The 17661-nt window shown below is 58.2% G+C and carries 16 protein-coding genes; 10 read left to right on the forward strand and 6 right to left on the reverse strand.

The window, feature by feature from the left end; translation table 11 throughout:
• The first annotated feature begins 2 nt into the window (after positions 1-2).
• From LDN84_RS12410 to LDN84_RS12425, 4 genes are all read left to right on the forward strand, one after another.
• Entirely contained in the window at positions 3-1199 is a 1197-nt protein-coding gene (locus tag LDN84_RS12410; RefSeq protein ID WP_223903771.1) for an MFS transporter, read from the forward strand.
• A gap of 91 nt (positions 1200-1290) precedes the next feature.
• A complete protein-coding gene (locus LDN84_RS12415; protein WP_223903772.1) occupies positions 1291-1860 on the forward strand; it encodes an isochorismatase family protein in 570 nt (189 codons plus the stop codon).
• The gene (locus LDN84_RS12420; RefSeq protein WP_223903773.1) at positions 1857-2480 is read left to right on the forward strand and encodes a DJ-1/PfpI family protein; all 624 of its coding nucleotides are present in this window, start codon (positions 1857-1859) and stop codon (positions 2478-2480) included. The genes LDN84_RS12415 and LDN84_RS12420 overlap by 4 nt, the downstream gene beginning before the upstream one ends.
• Positions 2467-3507, forward strand: a complete 1041-nt coding sequence (locus LDN84_RS12425; RefSeq protein WP_223903774.1) for a GlxA family transcriptional regulator — start codon at positions 2467-2469, stop codon at positions 3505-3507. Before LDN84_RS12420 ends, LDN84_RS12425 begins: the two co-directional genes overlap by 14 nt.
• 44 nt (positions 3508-3551) lie before the next feature.
• Here LDN84_RS12425 and LDN84_RS12430 read toward each other — a convergent pair whose 3' ends face one another.
• Positions 3552-4427, reverse strand: a complete 876-nt coding sequence (locus LDN84_RS12430; protein WP_223903775.1) for a SirB1 family protein — start codon at positions 4425-4427, stop codon at positions 3552-3554.
• Positions 4428-4465: 38 nt separating this feature from the next.
• Positions 4466-6031: a murein biosynthesis integral membrane protein MurJ gene (gene murJ / locus LDN84_RS12435; protein WP_223903776.1), complete on the reverse strand. Its 1566-nt coding sequence runs from the start codon at positions 6029-6031 to the stop codon at positions 4466-4468.
• A 94-nt stretch (positions 6032-6125) separates the two neighbouring features.
• Between murJ and rpsT the strand changes: the two genes are divergently transcribed.
• Positions 6126-6425 carry a 30S ribosomal protein S20 gene (rpsT, locus tag LDN84_RS12440; protein ID WP_223903777.1) on the forward strand — a complete coding sequence of 100 codons (300 nt, stop codon included), beginning with the start codon at positions 6126-6128 and terminating at the stop codon, positions 6423-6425.
• A 153-nt stretch (positions 6426-6578) separates the two neighbouring features.
• On the opposite strand, the gene LDN84_RS12445 is transcribed toward rpsT, so the two are convergent.
• Positions 6579-6911: a DUF3579 domain-containing protein gene (locus LDN84_RS12445; RefSeq protein ID WP_223912968.1), complete on the reverse strand. Its 333-nt coding sequence runs from the start codon at positions 6909-6911 to the stop codon at positions 6579-6581.
• A gap of 246 nt (positions 6912-7157) precedes the next feature.
• On the opposite strand from LDN84_RS12445, the gene LDN84_RS12450 reads away from it, so the two are divergent.
• The 5 genes from LDN84_RS12450 to LDN84_RS12470 all read left to right on the forward strand — a co-directional run bounded on the left by LDN84_RS12450 (position 7158) and on the right by LDN84_RS12470 (position 11035).
• Positions 7158-8372, forward strand: coding sequence for an aspartate aminotransferase family protein (locus LDN84_RS12450; protein WP_223903778.1), 1215 nt, complete (start codon positions 7158-7160; stop codon positions 8370-8372).
• A 29-nt stretch (positions 8373-8401) separates the two neighbouring features.
• A complete protein-coding gene (gene argF, locus LDN84_RS12455; protein WP_223903779.1) occupies positions 8402-9331 on the forward strand; it encodes an ornithine carbamoyltransferase in 930 nt (309 codons plus the stop codon).
• A 15-nt stretch (positions 9332-9346) separates the two neighbouring features.
• Positions 9347-9652 (forward strand): YkgJ family cysteine cluster protein, encoded by a 306-nt coding sequence (locus LDN84_RS12460; protein WP_223903780.1) that lies wholly within the window; start codon positions 9347-9349, stop codon positions 9650-9652.
• An 18-nt stretch (positions 9653-9670) separates the two neighbouring features.
• On the forward strand, positions 9671-9862 hold the full coding sequence (locus LDN84_RS12465; protein ID WP_223903781.1) for a hypothetical protein: 192 nt from the start codon (positions 9671-9673) through the stop codon (positions 9860-9862).
• A gap of 111 nt (positions 9863-9973) precedes the next feature.
• A complete protein-coding gene (locus LDN84_RS12470) occupies positions 9974-11035 on the forward strand; it encodes a choice-of-anchor A family protein (protein ID WP_223903782.1) in 1062 nt (353 codons plus the stop codon).
• A 62-nt stretch (positions 11036-11097) separates the two neighbouring features.
• Here the strand turns inward: LDN84_RS12470 and LDN84_RS12475 are convergent, their stop codons facing one another.
• From LDN84_RS12475 to hrpA, 3 genes are all read right to left on the reverse strand, one after another.
• A complete protein-coding gene (locus LDN84_RS12475; RefSeq protein WP_223903783.1) occupies positions 11098-12285 on the reverse strand; it encodes an FAD-dependent monooxygenase in 1188 nt (395 codons plus the stop codon).
• Between the two features lie 173 nt (positions 12286-12458).
• Positions 12459-12965: a GNAT family N-acetyltransferase gene (locus LDN84_RS12480; protein ID WP_223903784.1), complete on the reverse strand. Its 507-nt coding sequence runs from the start codon at positions 12963-12965 to the stop codon at positions 12459-12461.
• Positions 12966-13482: 517 nt separating this feature from the next.
• Positions 13483-17547 (reverse strand): ATP-dependent RNA helicase HrpA, encoded by a 4065-nt coding sequence (gene hrpA / locus LDN84_RS12485; protein ID WP_223903785.1) that lies wholly within the window; start codon positions 17545-17547, stop codon positions 13483-13485.
• Positions 17548-17661: the final 114 nt, after the last annotated feature.

Raw genomic sequence — 17661 nt, forward strand, 5'->3', positions numbered from 1 at the left:
GAATGCCCACACGGTTTGCCACCTTGCGTCAAATCCCGGGCAGTATCTGGGCGCTGGGCTTTGTCAGCCTGCTGATGGATGTGTCTAGCGAGCTGATCCACAGCCTGCTGCCGGTCTTCATGGTCACCAGTCTGGGCATCAGCGTGCTGGTGGTCGGACTGATTGAGGGGGCCGCCGAGGCCACGGCGCTGATCGTCAAGGTGTTTTCCGGTGCCTTGAGCGATTACTGGGGCAAGCGCAAACCCCTGGCGGTGCTGGGCTACGGCCTGGGGGCGCTCACCAAACCCTTGTTTGCCCTGGCCAGCTCCAGCGGCTGGATCATTACCGCCCGACTGCTTGATCGCGTCGGCAAAGGCATTCGCGGTGCGCCGCGCGACGCGCTGGTGGCTGACATTGCGCCCCCTGAATTGCGCGGAGCCGCTTTTGGCCTGCGCCAGTCACTCGACACAGTGGGTGCCTTCCTCGGGCCGCTGCTGGCGGTGGTCTTCATGCTGCTCTGGCAAAACGATTTTCGTGCGGTGTTCTGGGTGGCCAGCGTGCCCGCTTTTTTGTGCGTGGTGTTGCTGATCTGGGGTGTGCATGAACCTGATCGAGCCCCCACGGCCCCACGCATCAACCCCATCAACCGCGCCAACCTGGCGCGCCTGAGTCCGGCTTATTGGTGGGTGGTCGGGATTGGTGCGGTGTTCACCCTGGCACGCTTCAGCGAAGCTTTTTTGGTGCTGCGCGCCAGTGAAGGTGGGCTGGCGCTGGCCTGGACACCGGTGGTGCTGATCAGCATGAACGCCATCTACGCCATCTGTGCCTACCCTTTTGGCAAACTGGCCGACAAGCTCAGCCATACCCGCCTGCTCGGCTACGGTTTGGTGATGCTGATCGGCGCTGACGCGCTGTTGGCCCACAGCCATAGTGGCCCCCTCTTCTGGGCCGGGGTGGCACTGTGGGGCTTGCACATGGCCATGACACAAGGCCTGCTGGCCGCCATGGTGGCCGACACGGCCCCGGCCGATTTGCGTGGCACCGGTTACGGTTTTTTCAACCTGCTCAGCGGCAGCGCCATGCTGCTGGCCAGCGGCTTGGCAGGCTGGTTATGGCAGAGCTTTGGGGCCACCACCACCTTTCTGGCAGGCATTGGCTTTGCCACCGCGGCCCTGGCACTGCTGGGCCTGCGTCCGCCCATGATCGGGCGGCATTCATGATGTCCTGATTTGATCGATACTTGTCCTTGATGCAATGGTCTGGCGCAGATAAAACCTGCATCATTAGGCTTTTCAACTCCAGGATAAATTCATGAAAACATGTCTGATTTTGATTGATGCACAAGAGTCATTCCGCCAGCGCCCCTACTTCACGGCGACCGACCTGCCCGCCTATCTGGAGGCACAAAACGCACTGATCGATGGCTGCCTGACACAAGGCATTCCCATGGTGCGCATCTTTCATGTGGATGGCCCCCAAACCCCAGACAATCCATTTGCACAGGAATCCGGCCACGTCAAGGCGCTGGCGGAACTGCACCACTTTGAACCTGCAGCCACGTTCTACAAACACCGCCACAGCGCCTTGGTGGGCACTGGGCTGGACGTGTGGTTGACGCAGCACGGTATAACGCGTCTGATCGTCAGCGGCATCCGCACCGAGCAATGCTGCGAAACCACCACCCGCCATGCCTCGGACCTGGACTGGACGGTGGACTTCTGCTTGGATGCCACCCTGACCTGGGACATGCAGCAGCTCGACGGTAGCACGCTGAGCGCCGCCGACATCAAGTCCCGTACCGCCACCGTGTTGAAAGACCGCTTTGCCAGCATTTGCAGTCCGGCCCAGGCATTGGCACGCGCCACCCAAGTATCCGCATGACGGCGCAACGCCCCCTGTCCGTCGGCATCCTGGTGTTTGATGCGGTGGAAGCGCTGGATTTTGCCGGCCCCTATGAGGTATTCACCACCGCCAGCCGGGTGGCTGGCAGGCGCACGCCTGACGCAGGCAAGCTGTTTGACGTGGCCTGTATTTCACGCGATGGCCAGCCGATCCAGGCGCGGGCAGGCTTGCGCGTGTTGCCCGAACACAGCTTTGCCAACCACCCGCCCTGCGACCTGCTGATCGTCCCCGGTGGGGTGGTGGATGCGGCCATGACCTGCCCACACACACTGCAGTGGCTGGCTCACACGGCCGCCCAGGCGCAGATCACCGCATCGGTCTGCACCGGTGCTTTTCTGCTGGCCGCCAGTGGTGTACTGCGCAGCGGCGAAGTCACCACCCACTGGGAAGATGTGGCCGACCTGCGGGCGCGTTTTCCGGCGCTGACGGTACGGACAGGGCCGCGCTGGATCGACAACGGCGCACTCGTCACCTCGGCGGGCATCAGCGCAGGCATCGACATGTGCCTGCATCTGGTGGCGCGACTGGCCGGGTCTGAGCTGGCCCAACACACAGCACGCCAGATGGATTACCCATGGAGAGCCGATGAGCCAGCCTGATCCGGCCAACACGAGCGCAGCCAAAGCCCAACACGCGCCAGCATCCGGCACCCCCATTGAGGTGTTGTTCGCCTTGTTGCCCGACAGCCTGGCGCTGGACTGGGCAGGACCGGCAGAGGCCTTGCGCATGGCCAACCAGGTGCTACAAACACAAGGACAGCCACCACGGTTTGTGCTGCGCTTCGTCGGGCCCCAGCCAGAAACCCGCAGTTCGGTAGGACTTCAGCTCAGTGGCCTGGAACCTTTACCGCAGGCTCTGTCAGAACCCACCTGGCTGGTGCTGGTGGGTCAGATGGGGGACACCATACCGGTGCACTCCGATGCCACTCAGGCCTTGCTGCATTGGCTGCGCGGCCTGCGCCTGCAACGCCAGCGGCTGGAGCTGATGACGGTGTGCGCCGGGTCCGTGCTGGCGGCGCATGCCGGACTGCTGGCCGGGCATCGCGCTACCACACACCATCACCATTTGGCCGAATTGCAGGCCACCGAGCCGCGCTGCCAGGTGGTTGAGAACCGGGTGTTTGTGGAAGATGCGCCGGTATACAGCAGTGCCGGGGTCAGCACCGGCATCGACCTGATGCTGCACCGCATTGCGCAGCTCTGCGGCGAACCGGTGGCGGCACAGGTGGCGCAGTCCATGGTGGTGGCCCTGCGCCGTGGCCCGCATGACCCACAACTGTCACCGTTTCTGAGCTACCGCAACCACTTGCACCCGGCCTTGCACCGCGTGCAGGATGCAGTGAGCAGCCAACCCACGTCGGTCTGGCATCTGGCCAGCATGGCCGCAGTGGCTTGCACCTCACCCCGGCATCTGACGCGGCTGTTCATGGAACATGCGGGTATCGCCCCGCTGCATTACCTGCGCCGCATCCGCCTGGCCGTGGCACAAACAGCTTTGCAATCCGGCCACAACGTGACACAGGCGGCGGCGCTGGCGGGTTTCAGCTCCGATACCCAACTGCGCCGAGCCTGGCATCAGCTGGGTGAAACCGGCACCCCATCACAGCCCCAAAGTTATCAAAAATAAGAGCTATCCACGCTTGATTATCAGGGACTGGAGGCTTATTTTGCTCAAAAACCGTTGATGGTACGGCGTAAGTCGGCCACCCGCCGGGCAATGGCAGCACGATCCGGGAAAAGGCCCGAGTGGGCTTCACTCTGCGTGTTGGCGAGGTAGGTATCCAGGTCTTCCAGCGCATGGCCGGTGCGTCCCATTTCAGCTTGAGCCAGACCACGGTCACGGTAGGCCGTCCAGTCTTGCGGCAACAGCACAATCAGCCGATCCAGCACGGCAATCAAACGCGCCCAATCTTCTTGCACCGCATGAATTTGTTTCAGGTTGAGCAACATGCGGGCAATGATGTCGCGCGGCTGGGCCGCTTGCAGATACAGGCCCAACGGCGCATCCAGTTCATCGTCCAGACCGGAAAGGTGGCGATACGGCTCCAGCCGTTCAGCCAATTCCTCACGACTGAGCGACTGGCCAGTCAGCGGGTCAATCACCACCTGGCCTTCGGTGAGATGCACCTTGACCAGAAAATGGCCAGGAAAACCAACCCCACGGGCCTTGAGTCCGATGCCTTGCGCCAGTTCCAGCCAGATCACCGCCATGGAGATGGGGATCGCCAACCTGGTGCGCAACACCACATGCACAAAGCTGTTGTCAGGGTCGGTGAAGTTGTTGAAGTTGCCGGCAAAGTTCAGATCGCGGTAGATAAACTGGTTCAGCGTACGCAGGCGTTGCAGCGGCCCGGCATCGGTGGGCAAACGGCGCGTCAGGCGGGCCAGCAGCTGATCCACATCACCCAGCACTTGCTGCACATTCAGCTCGGGGTATTCGTCTTGCGCCAACGTGATGGCGGCCTCCAGCAGCGGAAAATCGGTATCCGCCTGCACCAGGGCAGCAAAATACTCCAGAGGAGTGGGGACGTTCAAACTGAGCTTCATGGGCCGGATTGTCACTCAGCGTGGCATGGAAGAAAGTGTCAGCGGCGAACCAGCTGCCGCAATTTCATGCCAGCTGCCCACAATGCTACAAAGTAAATAGCTGCTGACGCAATGATTACAAGCGCTAGAAGCCAAATTCTCTTCAAACTATGGGCACGCAAAGCAACCCAGTCCACACTGCCATTGGCCCACATCAGGAACACCGCCAGCAACGCACAGGCGGCCAGCACTTGCAAACCCAACACCCCCCAGCCAGCCAGCGGTTTGTAACTGCCGCGTTTGAGCAAACCCAGCAACAGCCAGAGTGCATTGATCATGGCCCCGATGCCAATCGACAAGGTCAGGGCCGCATGGGCAAAAACAGGCACCAGCGCATAGTTGAGCAGCTGGGTGATGACCAGCACCACCACGGCCACTTTGACCGGGGTTTTGGTGTCCTGGTTGGCGTAGTAGCCTGGGGCCAGCACCTTCAGCGCCACCAAACCAATCAGGCCCACACCCCAGCCCATCAAGGCATGGGTAACCTGGCGCACATCAAAGTCGGTCATGGCACCGTAGTGGTAGAGCACCGCCACCAAGGGGGTTGGAAACACCATCAGTGCCACGGCACACGGCACCGACAGCACCACCACCAAACGTAAACCCCAGTCAAGCATGGCGGAATATTGAACCGCATCATGGCTGGCACGCGCACCCGCCAGCCGGGGCATCAGCACCACCCCCAAAGCCACACCCAGCATGGCGGTGGGGAATTCCATCAAGCGGTCGGCATAAGTGATCCAGCTGACACTGCCAGGTGCCAGATGGGAGGCAATCTGGGTATTGATCAGCATTGAGATATGCGCCACCCCCACGCCCAGCAGGGACGGCCCCATCAAACGCATAATATTCTGGGTGCCTGGGTCAGCCCAGGCCAACCTCAGTTCAGACCAACGCCAGGCCATTCTGGGTTGCAGATTCAGTTTTTTCAGGCCCAGCCATTGCACACCCAGTTGTGTCCCGCCCCCCAGCAACACCCCGCCCGCCAGCGCGTAAATCGGCTCCACCCCCATGGCTTTGAACCACGGCGCACCCAGCCAGGCCGCGCCAATCATGCACAGGTTCAGCAACACCGGGGTCGCGGCGGGCACGGCAAAACGCTTCCAGGTATTGAGTACACCGGCCCCCAGCGCCACCAGCGACATGAAGGCAATGTAGGGAAACATCCAGCGTGTCAGCACCACGGCCACGTGGTACCCATGGGGGTCTTGCTGCATGCCGCTGGCCATGGCCCAGACCAAACCACCCGCACCCAGCACACCCATCACACTCAACCCCAGCAAGGCCCAGGCCAGCACCGTGGCGACATGGTCGATCAGCAGCTTGGTTGCGGCCTCGCCCTGCTGGGCTTTGCTGGCCGCCAATACGGGTACAAAAGCCTGACTGAAAGAACCCTCGCCAAAAAAGCGCCGGAAAAGATTGGGAATACGAAACGCCACGTTGAAGGCATCCGTCATGGCGGACGCACCAAAGGTAGAGGCGATCAGCAGCTCACGCACCAGTCCTGAGATGCGCGACAACAGGGTCAATAACGAGACGATAGAGGCAGATTTAAAGAGGCTCACGCCGCGAAGTGTAGCCGGGAGATGCGTATAGGTTGAACACTGCTAGAATCGCAGGCTTTGCTGACAACATCCACAGACTCAAGGAACATTCATCATGGCATCTGGAAAACCAAAGAAAAAGAACCCCCGCCTGGCATCAGGCCGTAAACGCGTCCGTCAGGACATCAAAATCAACGCAGCCAACACTTCGCTGCGTTCCAAATACCGCACTGCGGTGAAAAACGTGGAAAAAGCAGTTCTGGGCGGCGACAAAGCCAAGGCCGCAGAATTGTTTGCCAAGATGCAAGCCGTGGTGGACACCGTGGCTGACAAAGGCATCTTCCACAAAAACAAGGCAGCTCGTGACAAGAGCCGCCTGTCTGCCAAGGTAAAAGCCCTGGCCCTCGCTGCCTAATTCATTAGGCAAATCGCACGAACCTGTGATTTTTTAAAAAAGTAACAGGTTCGCCGTTTGTAACGGGTGCGCTGTCAGCAAAAGCAAAAAAGCCGTCATCAGACGGCTTTTTTGCTTTGAGGCTTTGTTGGTGAACAAAGCCTTTGGCCCAAATCAATGTTTGTGGTGATGCCCATGCGGATGGGCCTGCGGGGGTTCGCCGTGATGAACCTGCAATTCATTGTCTTTGGCGAAGCCCATGACAAAATCCCAAGCCATCACGTTGTAGTCGCGCAAATCATGATGCACGATCACGCAGCGCACATTGTTCACACTGGTCGGGATGCACCATGGGGAATAGGTGAGATGTTTACCCTGGGCTTGACCGCCTGGGCGGAATTGACTCATCACGCCGGCCAGACGCTCAGCCCAATCACTGGGGCGAAATGCGCGGCCCGCTAACGTGACACCCAAGATGTAAACTTTTTTTGAAGTGTGTGTAACCATCGGATAGAGGTTGATTGATGGCTGCCAGCTGGTTGCGGCAACGTGCCCAGATTCTAGTCGAATCATATGTCTTATACAAGACTCGCGGTGTTTCAAACCCTTGATCAAAAACAAGGATTCTGCAGATTATTGAACATATTTTCCAGTTGATTTTGATGCGTCTAAAATCACCTTTCAACGGCCCAACCTGCGTTGGGCCGCTTTGTTTTTTGCCCTTCTCGAAAAATTTTTGAAAGACGCATCGCCATGACAGCCCAGAGCCCATTGATTGAAGCCAGTTCACCCCACGTGATGAATACCTATGGCCGCCTACCCATCGCCCTCAGCCATGGCCAAGGCTGCCGAGTCTGGGATGTCAATGGCAAATCGTATCTGGATGCACTGGGCGGTATTGCCGTCAACACGCTGGGGCACAACCACCCCAAGCTGGTCCCGGCACTGCAAGATCAGATCAGCAAAATCATTCACAGCTGCAATTACTACCACGTACCCAATCAAGAGGTGCTGGCAAAAAAACTGGTTGAGCTCTCCGGTATGACCAATGTGTTCTTCTGCTCCACCGGGCTGGAGGCCAATGAAGCCGCCTTGAAGCTGGCACGCAAATTTGGCCATGACAAAGGCATTGAACGCCCTGAAGTTGTGGTGTATGAAAAAGCCTTTCATGGCAGATCCATCGCCACCTTGAGCGCCACTGGCAACCCCAAGGTACAAGCGGGCTTTGGCCCCCTGGTCGAGGGGTTTATCCGTGTGCCCATCAACAGCCTCGAAAGTTTGAAAGCTGCCACGGACGGTAATCCCAATGTGGTGGCGGTATTTTTTGAAGCCATTCAGGGCGAAGGCGGTATCAACCCGATGCATCTGGACTACCTGCGCGAAGTGCGAGCCCTGTGCAACGAGCGCGACTGGCTGATGATGATTGATGAAGTGCAATGTGGCATGGGTCGCACCGGCAAATGGTTTGCCCACCAATGGGCAGGCATCGTGCCTGATGTGATGCCACTGGCCAAAGGCTTGGGCTCCGGTGTGCCGGTGGGCGCGGTGGTGGCTGGCCCGAAAGCCGCCCATATTTTCCAGCCTGGCAACCATGGCACTACCTTTGGTGGCAACCCACTGGCCATGCGCGCAGGCGTGGAAACGATCCGTATCATGGAAGAAGAAGGTTTGCTGGACAACGCTGCCAACGTTGGTGCCCACTTAAGCCAGGCATTGGCTGATGCGCTGGCCGCAGAACTGGCCCGTGGCGCGGTGCGGGAAATTCGTGGTCAAGGACTGATGATTGGCGTGGAGTTGGCAAAACCATGTGGTGCACTGGTTCAACAATGTGCTGACCATGGTCTGCTGATCAGTGTCACGGCAGACACCGTGATACGACTGGTTCCACCCCTGATTTTCACCAAACAAGATGCTGATGAAGTGGTCAGCATTCTGAGCCCACTGATTCAACAACTGCTGCAAGCCTGAGCCAAGCCTGTAACCCTCTGGACTGAAAAATGACAACCCTCCAGCATTACCTGCAATTCACCGATCTGACCGCCAGTCAATATGCCTACTTGTTTGACCGCGCTTCGCTGATCAAAAAAAAGTTCAAGGCTTATGAAAAACACCAGCCTTTGGTGGATCGCACCTTGGCCATGATTTTCGAGAAGGCCTCCACCCGTACCCGTGTCAGTTTTGAAGCGGGTATGTACCAACTTGGTGGCAGTGTGGTGCACCTGACCACCGGTGACAGCCAATTAGGCCGGTCCGAGCCCATTGATGACAGTGCCCGAGTCATCAGCCGGATGGTGGATTTGGTGATGATTCGCACCTTTGAGCAAACCAAAATCGAGTGTTTTGCTGCCCATTCACGCGTGCCCGTCATCAATGGCCTGACCAATGAGTTTCACCCGTGTCAGATTCTGGCAGACATCTTTACCTACATCGAACACCGTGGCTCCATCAAAGGCAAAACGGTAGCCTGGGTGGGTGATGGCAATAACATGGCCAACACCTGGTTGCAGGCTGCCAAGTTGCTGGATTTCAAGGTCAACGTGAGTACCCCAAATGGCTACGAAGTGAATGAAAAAATAGCCGTTAGCGCAGGTGAAATAAGCGCAGAGCACTATCAAAGTTATAGTGATCCCATGGCCGCCTGCGAAGGGGCCGATCTGGTCACCACCGATGTCTGGACCAGCATGGGTTATGAAGCGGAAAACGAGGTGCGCAAGCAGGCCTTTGCCGCCTGGAAGGTCAATGCCGCCATGATGGCAGTGGCCAAACCCAATGCCTTGTTCATGCATTGTCTGCCGGCCCACCGTGGCGAAGAGGTGGATGCTGACGTGATCGACGGGCCACAAAGTGTGGTTTGGGACGAAGCTGAAAACCGCATGCACGTGCAAAAAGCCTTGATGGAATACCTGCTGCTGGGTCGTTTGTCTTGAGGAGTTTGTGCAGGTATGAGTGATTGCATCACCTGTGGCGCGTGCTGCGCCAGTTTCCGGGTTGATTTTTCGATGTACGAAGTGGATGATGCAGGCGGTCGTGTTCCCAAAGGTTTGACGGTCGATGTGAATGGCAGCACTTGCCGTATGCGGGGAACGGACTACCACCCGGTGCGCTGCGCTGCGCTCACCGGCAAACTGGGCGAGAAGGTGGCGTGTGGCATCTACGAATGGCGACCCTCACCTTGCCGTGAATTTGCCGAGGGTAGTGATGCCTGCCAGCGCGCCCGCAGCCGCCACGGCTTGGCAGCACTGACTTGACTGGCACAAGGAGTCAACATGGATGACGACAAGGAACCCAAATTCTGGATCACTGTGCTGAAACTGGTACTTGGTGCCATCGCCCTGATCGCTTTTTTTGGCCTGGGGCTGTATTTCACCGCCAAATACAACACTTATACGCCTGAAGGTGCCCCCCCAGACGGCTCCTGGGGTATCAGCAATGATTCGCCGATTCGCAAGCATAGATAAGCAAACTGTGAAATTATTGACAAAACCAGACTCACACTAGTTACCTTTACTTACAGTTTTTGAGCCACTCTTCGATAATTGGAACATCATTCAATCGATTTGATTTTCCAAATGTCCAACTCAACAACAGTTCACAAAACCTTCAAACGTGCCACATTAGGTGCTTTGTTGCTTTTGTCCTTGTGTGCGTCACCCTTGGCGTTGGCCTATGACCCAGCCAACCCTTTGGGGCTATCCAATGGTTTGAACCTGCTTTCCTTTGGCAGCTTCACGGCACCCAGTTCTGATGTGGAGGGCCGTGTGGCCATTGGTGGTGATGCCAGCTTCAGTGGTTATTCCATCAATACCAAGGGTTTTGGTGCACTTTACAGTGGCACTGGTTTGGTGGTTGGCGGTAATCTGAGTTTTAGCAGTGGTGCTATCTATGGCAACACCATTGTGGGTGGCAACCTGTCGATTGGCAGTGGCAGCAGTTTTGAAAATTTGATCGTTGGCGGGAATTTAAGCGCCAACAACAACTGGATTTCGGCCACCTCCATCACCTACGCAGGAACTACCTCAGGGCTGAATCCTTACCAAAACCCAGCGGCAGTGCAAGTCACCCCTGGCAGCATTCAAACCGGTATTGATTTTGCTGCTGAACGAGCACGCACCACCAACTTGACTCAAACGTTTGATGCATTGAGCAATACCGGTCGCGCTGTCAATGACTGGGGAACATTGGCCCTGAATGCAAACGGTGCCAGTTTGGCAGTGTTTGACCTGAACAGCAGTGATATCAATGGCAACATGCGCCTGGACAACCTGGCAGCCAACACCACCGTTGTGATCAATGTCCATGGTCAAAGTGTTAATTTTGGTGCCCATGGATACGACAACTTTGCCAATGGCCGTGTTTTGTTCAATCTGCCAGAAGCCACCCAAATCACCTTCTCAGGCGGCATCAATGCTTCATTTTTGGCACCACTGGCAAGTTTTAACTCATCCCACGGTGTGATCAACGGGCAGGTCATTGTGGCCAATTGGTCCGGCCCGACACAGGTTAATGATGTGGCGTTTAATGGCAGCATAGCCGCTGTTCCAGAACCAGAAACCTACGCCATGATGCTGGCAGGCCTGGCTGCTGTGGGCTGGGCTGCCAAGCGCCGCCGCAGCCAAAAGCACACCGTTTGATTCTGGCTTAACGCCACTTTGTGCAGATCAAGGCCCCTGATAAGGGGCCTTTTTTATGTGGTCTAGCGGTAAGCCCCACCATAAAGCCAAGGTAAATCCAGCAGGCGTTCACCTAACAGCCTCATGGCCGTGTTACGTCCCCAGCGCAGCAGGCCAGTTGCATGAAAAATTTTCCCATTACGAATGGCACGTCTCTGCACTTGGGCGTTGCGCTGCCAACGGGCTTGGGCATAACGTTGTAACTGTTGCGCTACACCATTGGGCTGGTTTGTTGGTGTAGCCAATGCCCAGGCCAGCGCTGATGCATCTTCTATCGCCATGCCTGCACCTTGAGCCAGATAGGGCAGCATGGGGTGTGCTGCATCACCCAGCAAAACAACACGCTCCTTGGCATGTTCGTGTGCGCCTTGCATCGGCGGGCGAATGCTCAGCGGCCACAAACGCCAATACCCAATGGCACCAATCAAATCACGCAGTTGCTTGCAGGCGACTTGCATATATTGCTGCAAATCAGTGGCATTGGCGCTGTGATCCCAATGTGACATCTCTCCCTGCACCTGACCATGCACGATAGCCACCACATTAAGCCACGTACCACCCCGCACCGGATACTGCACCACGTGCAGTCGGGGCCCCAGCCAGGCCGTCACCTGATCTGAACGCAAATAAGCAGGTAAATCACTTTGTTTCACCATGGCACGGTAAGCCAAATGACCAGTAGGCTGTGGCACCCCATCATCCAACAACAGTCTGCGAACAGTGCTCCATCCACCATCTGCACCCACCAGAATATCGCTTTCAACCTGCAGGTCGTTCGAATACTCGGCGCTGACCAACTCATCGGTTTGCGCAAAACCGGTCAAGGTGGCATCAAAATAAAGCGCAATGTTGGGCACCTCTCGTGCAGCTTGCAACAGCAAGCCATGCAAATCCGCGCGGTGGATGGTCAGATAAGGTGCGCCATAACGTTGTTCAAACGCCGCCCCCAACTGCAAACGCCCCAGTTGGCTGGCGGTGGTGGCGCTGAGCACCTGGAGCTGAGCAGGATAAGCAGCGACCTGCCGCAGTGCCGACTCAAGCCCCCAGCCTTGCAGCAACTTGACCACATTCGGCCCGAGTTGAACACCCGCCCCCACTTCAGAAACCTCTGCTGCGCGTTCACAAACGGTCACGGCATGACCAGATCTGGCACACGCCAATGCGGCAGCCAAGCCGCCAATACCACCACCCGCTATTTGTATATTGCTCATTTTTGAACGCTTCCAAGTGAGGATGCGCGATTGTGATGACGTATTAATTCTGTAGACTGACAAAAATCTTGCTGTTACATCACAGACAAACACCGCATGGTGTGCCTTGTGGAGGGCATGTGCTGCTGAATCAGCAGCGATTTCATGACCACGGAACCCGGTGGAGCAAGACATTACCCCTTGACTTGAAATGCCGGATGAAATTGGACATGGCCATGTGCAGAAGAAGTACCAAGGGATAGCGCGAGGAAGAATTCTTGCGGAACACCTTCAAGCACCAAAGCGGGATGATTTGCAAACCCAAAACGAGTGTAAAACGCGGGATCACCAACGAGCACACACCCATGGGCACCGATCTCGCGGAGTTCGGCAAGGCCACGCTCCATCAGCGCTCGCCCAATACCACGGTGTTGCCACTCGGGTTCGACTGAAATTGGGCCAAGCCCATACCAACCAGCAGAACCATCGCTGATAGTGACCGGGGAAAGCGCAAGGTGCCCGACGATGCGACTGGCATCTTTGGCAACGAGCGAGACTGAAAGAGCATGATCTGCCCGAAGGGCGCGGATGATGAACTGCTCAGTTTGATGGCTGTAAGGATGAGAGCGAAAAGCTCGTCGAGTCACTTGCTCAATGGCCTCTTCGTCTGACGGTGTCTCGGGGTGAATGGTTGTAGTCATGGAATAAAAAGCTAACCTTCGGCGTTGAGGCCACCGGTAACGCGCATTAAGAGATTCTCTTTATTTTATGCACCCAACCTTGGGAAACTGTACAAAAAAACACTTCCAAATTTATAGCAAAAACCGCTTATTCCGAAGCCAGTACACACCACTGCACCGTAGGAAGCAACACGTCACTGCGCTTTGGAGTGTGCCCTGCTAAACCACGGCCATCAGCCGTTTCCCAAAGCGGTGCTGATCCACGCCACCCTTATGGCCTCGATCAGCAAAATGCCCTGCCGCTCTGGGTCAAACGCGAAAGCAACTCTCCAAACCTCACCGACCCATGGCAAACCTCAACTCCTTCATGTGCGCGTGCTGAGAGCCTTTGAGCATCTCCACCGTGGGTCACCCTCCCATTAAAAAACCGCCTGTTGTAGCACTGCAAGCCTCCATATAACTACATTTTTTATAGCTACTTACGCAAATCACATAAGCTCTACAGGCCAAATAACCTTACAAACCATACCCACCCGCCTCACCCCAACTGCCCCCAAGCCTTCTCCAGCCGCTTCACACTCACCGGCTGCGGGGTGCGCAGCTCCTGGGCGAAGAAGCTCACGCGCAGTTCTTCCAGCAGCCAGCGGAATTCTTGCAGGCGGTCGTCGACCACGCCTTTGCGCTCGGCCACCAGGCGCCAGTAGCGCTGCTCCAGCGGTTGTAATTCTTTCAGACGGGCGCTGTCGCGGGCGGGGTCGGCGCGGTATTTGTCCAGGCGGGCGGTGATGGCTTTTTGGTAGCGGGCAAAGTGCTGCAGGCTGCCCCAGGGGGTGACGCTGAGAAACTTTTTGGGCATCAGGCGCGCCAGTTGCTGGGCCGCGTCCGTGGTGGCATCCGGGGCGTTTTTGGTGTCTTTGATCTTGCGCGCGGCCACCGCATATTCCACCAGGATGGTGGCGGCCAGGCGGGCGACTTCGGTGCAGATCAGGGTCAAGCGCCCTCGCCCCTCGTCCACGCGCTTTTTGAAAGCGAATTCGTCGGTGGGCAGGGGGTCGAGCAGAAAGGCGCGGTCCAGCGCCACACTGATGATCTGTTCGCGCAGCTCTTCCAGCGTGCCGCCAGTGCCTGAGCCGTCTGGGTTCTTGCCCACCTGCATGTAGGTGACGGCCATTTTTTGCAGGTCTGGGACGTTCTTTTCAAGGTACTTGAGCGCGTCTTTGATCTGTAGCGCAAACAAGCGGCGCAGGCCGGCACGGTGTTTGGCGGCGGCCACGTCGGGTTCGTCAAACACCTCGATGGTGACGGCATCACCGACGTCGATCAGACCGGGGTAGCCGATCAGCGTTTGGCCGCCTTTCTGGATTTCCAGCAGCTCGGGCAGCTCGCCAAAGGTCCAGGCGGTGTGTTTGACACCGGCGGGGTTGGTTTTTGCTGAATTTGCTACTTTCGTTATAGCTGCTTGCGCATTATTGACGGGGGCTACAGTGCTATTTGGCACGGGTTCGCGGCTTCCGCCGCTCCTACCTGACTCCCCAGCACCGGTTTTGGCCATTTTGAGGCCGGCCAGGGCCTGGAATGCGCCACGGGCTTGGGCACCGAGTTCGGCCTTCAACGCGCCCAGGTTTCGGCCCTGGCCCAACTGGCGACCATGTTCGTCCACCACGCGGAAGTTCATGAAAAAGTGCGGGCTGAGCATGTCGACCTTGATGTCGGCACGCACCACGTCCACCGCGGTGGCCAGGCGCACCAGCTTCTGCACCGCATCGGTCAAGGAACCGTGGCCAAACAGCGCGGGCTCGTTGAGCTGGGTGGCCATCTTGTTGGCCGATTCGGGCAGCGGCACCAGGCGCGAGCGTGGGCGCTGGTGCAGGGTTTTGAGCAGCGCCTGGATTTTGTCCTTGAGCATGCCGGGCACCAGCCATTCGCAGCGCTCTTCGTTGACCTGGTTCAGCACAAAAATCGGCACGGTCACGGTCAGGCCGTCTTTGGGGTCGCCGGGTTCATGCAGGTAGGTGGCCGCGCAGTCTACGCCGCCCAAGCGCACGGTTTTCGGGAAGGCCTGGCTGGTGATGCCTGCGGCCTCGTGGCGCATCAGCTCCTCTTTGGTGAGCAGCAGCAGCTTGGGGTTGATTTTGACGGCCTCGCGGTACCACAGCTCAAAGCTGTAGCCGCTGCACACGTCGGGAGGCAGCTGCTGGTCGTAAAAGGCGTAGATCAGCTCGTCGTCCACCAGCACGTCCTGGCGGCGGGCTTTGTGCTCCAGGTCTTCCACCTGTTTGACGAGCTTTTGGTTGGCGGCCAGAAACGGCAGCTTGGTCTCCCACTGGCCGCCGACCAGGGCTTCGCGGATGAAGATTTCACGCGCACCGGGCAAGTCCACGCGGCTGTAGTTGACGCGCCGGCCGCTGTAGATGACGATGCCGTAGAGCGTGGCGCGCTCCAGCGCGTTGACCTCGGCCACTTTCTTTTCCCAATGTGGGTCGAGCAGTTGCTTCTTTAACAGGTGTGCGCCGACCTGCTCCAGCCACTGCGGCTCGATGGCGGCAATGCCGCGGCCAAACAGGCGCGTGGTTTCGACCAACTCGGCGGCCACGATCCAGCGGCCCGGCTTCTTGACCAGGTGTGCGCCGGGGTGCGGGTAAAACTTGATGCTGCGTGCGCCCAGGTATTCGCCGCCCGAGCCTTCGGTTTCCAGCTTGCAGCCGATGTTGCCCAGCAGGCCCGAGAGCATGGACAGGTGTAATTGCTCGTAGCTGGCGGGCTTGGTGTTGAGCCGCCATTTGTGTTCCGCCACCACGGTATGGAGCTGGCTGTAGATGTCGCGCCACTCGCGCACGCGGCGGATGCTGATGAAGTTTTGCCGCAGCAGTTGTTCGTATTGGCGGTTGCTGAGTTTGTGGGGTGTGGTGTGCGCTGGGAGTTGGGGCAGCCGGGCGCTCTGCTCCGTGTCCCCCGCCCGCTTTGCGGGCTCCTCCTTGACCTGCGCAGAACGCCCGGCCACCCCAACTCCCGGGACAGCGGCTGACGACACACCACGCGCATCATGAATCCACTTCCACAGCTTGAGGTAACCCGTGAACTCGCTTTTTTCGTCATCAAACTTTTTGTGCGCGGTGTCGGCTTGCTGCTGCGCTTCCATCGGGCGGTCGCGCACGTCTTGCACGCTCAGGGCCGAGGCAATCACCAGCACCTCGTCCAGCGCCTCTCTAGAGCGCGCTTCCAGAATCATGCGGCCCACACGCGGGTCCAGCGGCAGTTTGGCCAGCTCCTGGCCCATGGGGGTGAGTTCGTTGGCATCGTCCACCGCGCCCAGTTCGTTGAGCAGTTGGTAGCCGTCGGCAATGGCGCGGCCCGAGGGTTTTTCGATGAACGGGAAGTCTTCCACCACACCCAGGTGCAGCGACTTCATGCGCAAAATCACCCCGGCCAGGGAACTGCGCAGGATTTCGGGATCGGTAAATTTGGGGCGACCGATAAAGTCTTTCTCGTCATACAACCGGATGCAGATGCCGTTGGCCACCCGGCCACAGCGCCCGGCCCGCTGGTTGGCCGCCGCCTGGCTGACCGGCTCCACCAGCAACTGCTCCACCTTGCTTCTGAAACTGTAGCGCTTCATGCGAGCGGTACCGACGTCGATCACGTATCGGATGCCCGGCACGGTGAGCGAGGTTTCGGCCACGTTGGTGGCCAGCACAATGCGCCGCCCGGTGTGGCCGTCAAAGATGCGGTCTTGCTCGGCCTGGCTCAGGCGGGCAAACAGCGGCAGCACTTCGGCGTTTCGAAACACCGGCTGGTGGCTCAGGTGACCACGCAAGTGGTCGGCAGCCTCGCGGATTTCGCGCTCACCGGGCAGAAACACCAGGATGTCGCCGCTGTTGTGCACGTCACGCCACAGCTCGTCCACCGCATCGGCAATCGCGTTGTTCAGGTCATAGTCGCGCGCTTCTTCAAACGGGCGGTAACGCTGCTCCACCGGGAACATGCGCCCGGAGACCATGATGATCGGCGCCGGGCCTTTGACAGAGGCAAAGTGGTCGGCAAAACGCTGGGCATCAATCGTGGCCGAAGTCACCACCACTTTCAGATCCGGGCGGCGCGGCAGGATCTGCCGCAGGTAGCCGAGCAAAAAGTCAATGTTCAGGCTGCGCTCGTGCGCCTCGTCGATGATGATCGTGTCGTAGGCTTTGAGCAGCGGGTCGGTCTGCGTTTCGGCCAGCAAAATGCCGTCGGTCATCAGCTTGACCGACGTGTCTTTGCTCAGGCGATCCTGAAAGCGCACCTTGAAGCCAACCACATCGCCCAGCGGCGTGTGCAGCTCTTCGGCAATGCGCTTGGCCACCGAGCTTGCGGCAATACGGCGCGGCTGGGTATGGCCGATGAGCTTGCCGCGCGGCGCGGGGTTGCCATTGGGCAAGGTCTTGGGGTAGTTACATAACCCACGCCCCAGAGCCAGGGCGATTTTGGGCAACTGCGTGGTTTTGCCTGAGCCGGTTTCACCACACACGATGATGACCTGGTGTTTGTCCATCGCCGCCATGATTTCTTCGCGGCGGGCGGAGACGGGCAGGTCTTCGGGGAATTCGATTTTCAAGTGTTCTGACATTGGGGCGAGATTATCGAGGGTGCGGTGGGGAATGGCTGGCGGAGCGGATTATTTTTTTGATCAAATTGGCATCTAGAGCTTGTTAAATAAGCGTCAACAGCTATTAACAACGTA

The organism is Rhodoferax lithotrophicus, from assembly GCF_019973615.1.
Lineage (GTDB): Bacteria > Pseudomonadota > Gammaproteobacteria > Burkholderiales > Burkholderiaceae_C > Rhodoferax > Rhodoferax lithotrophicus.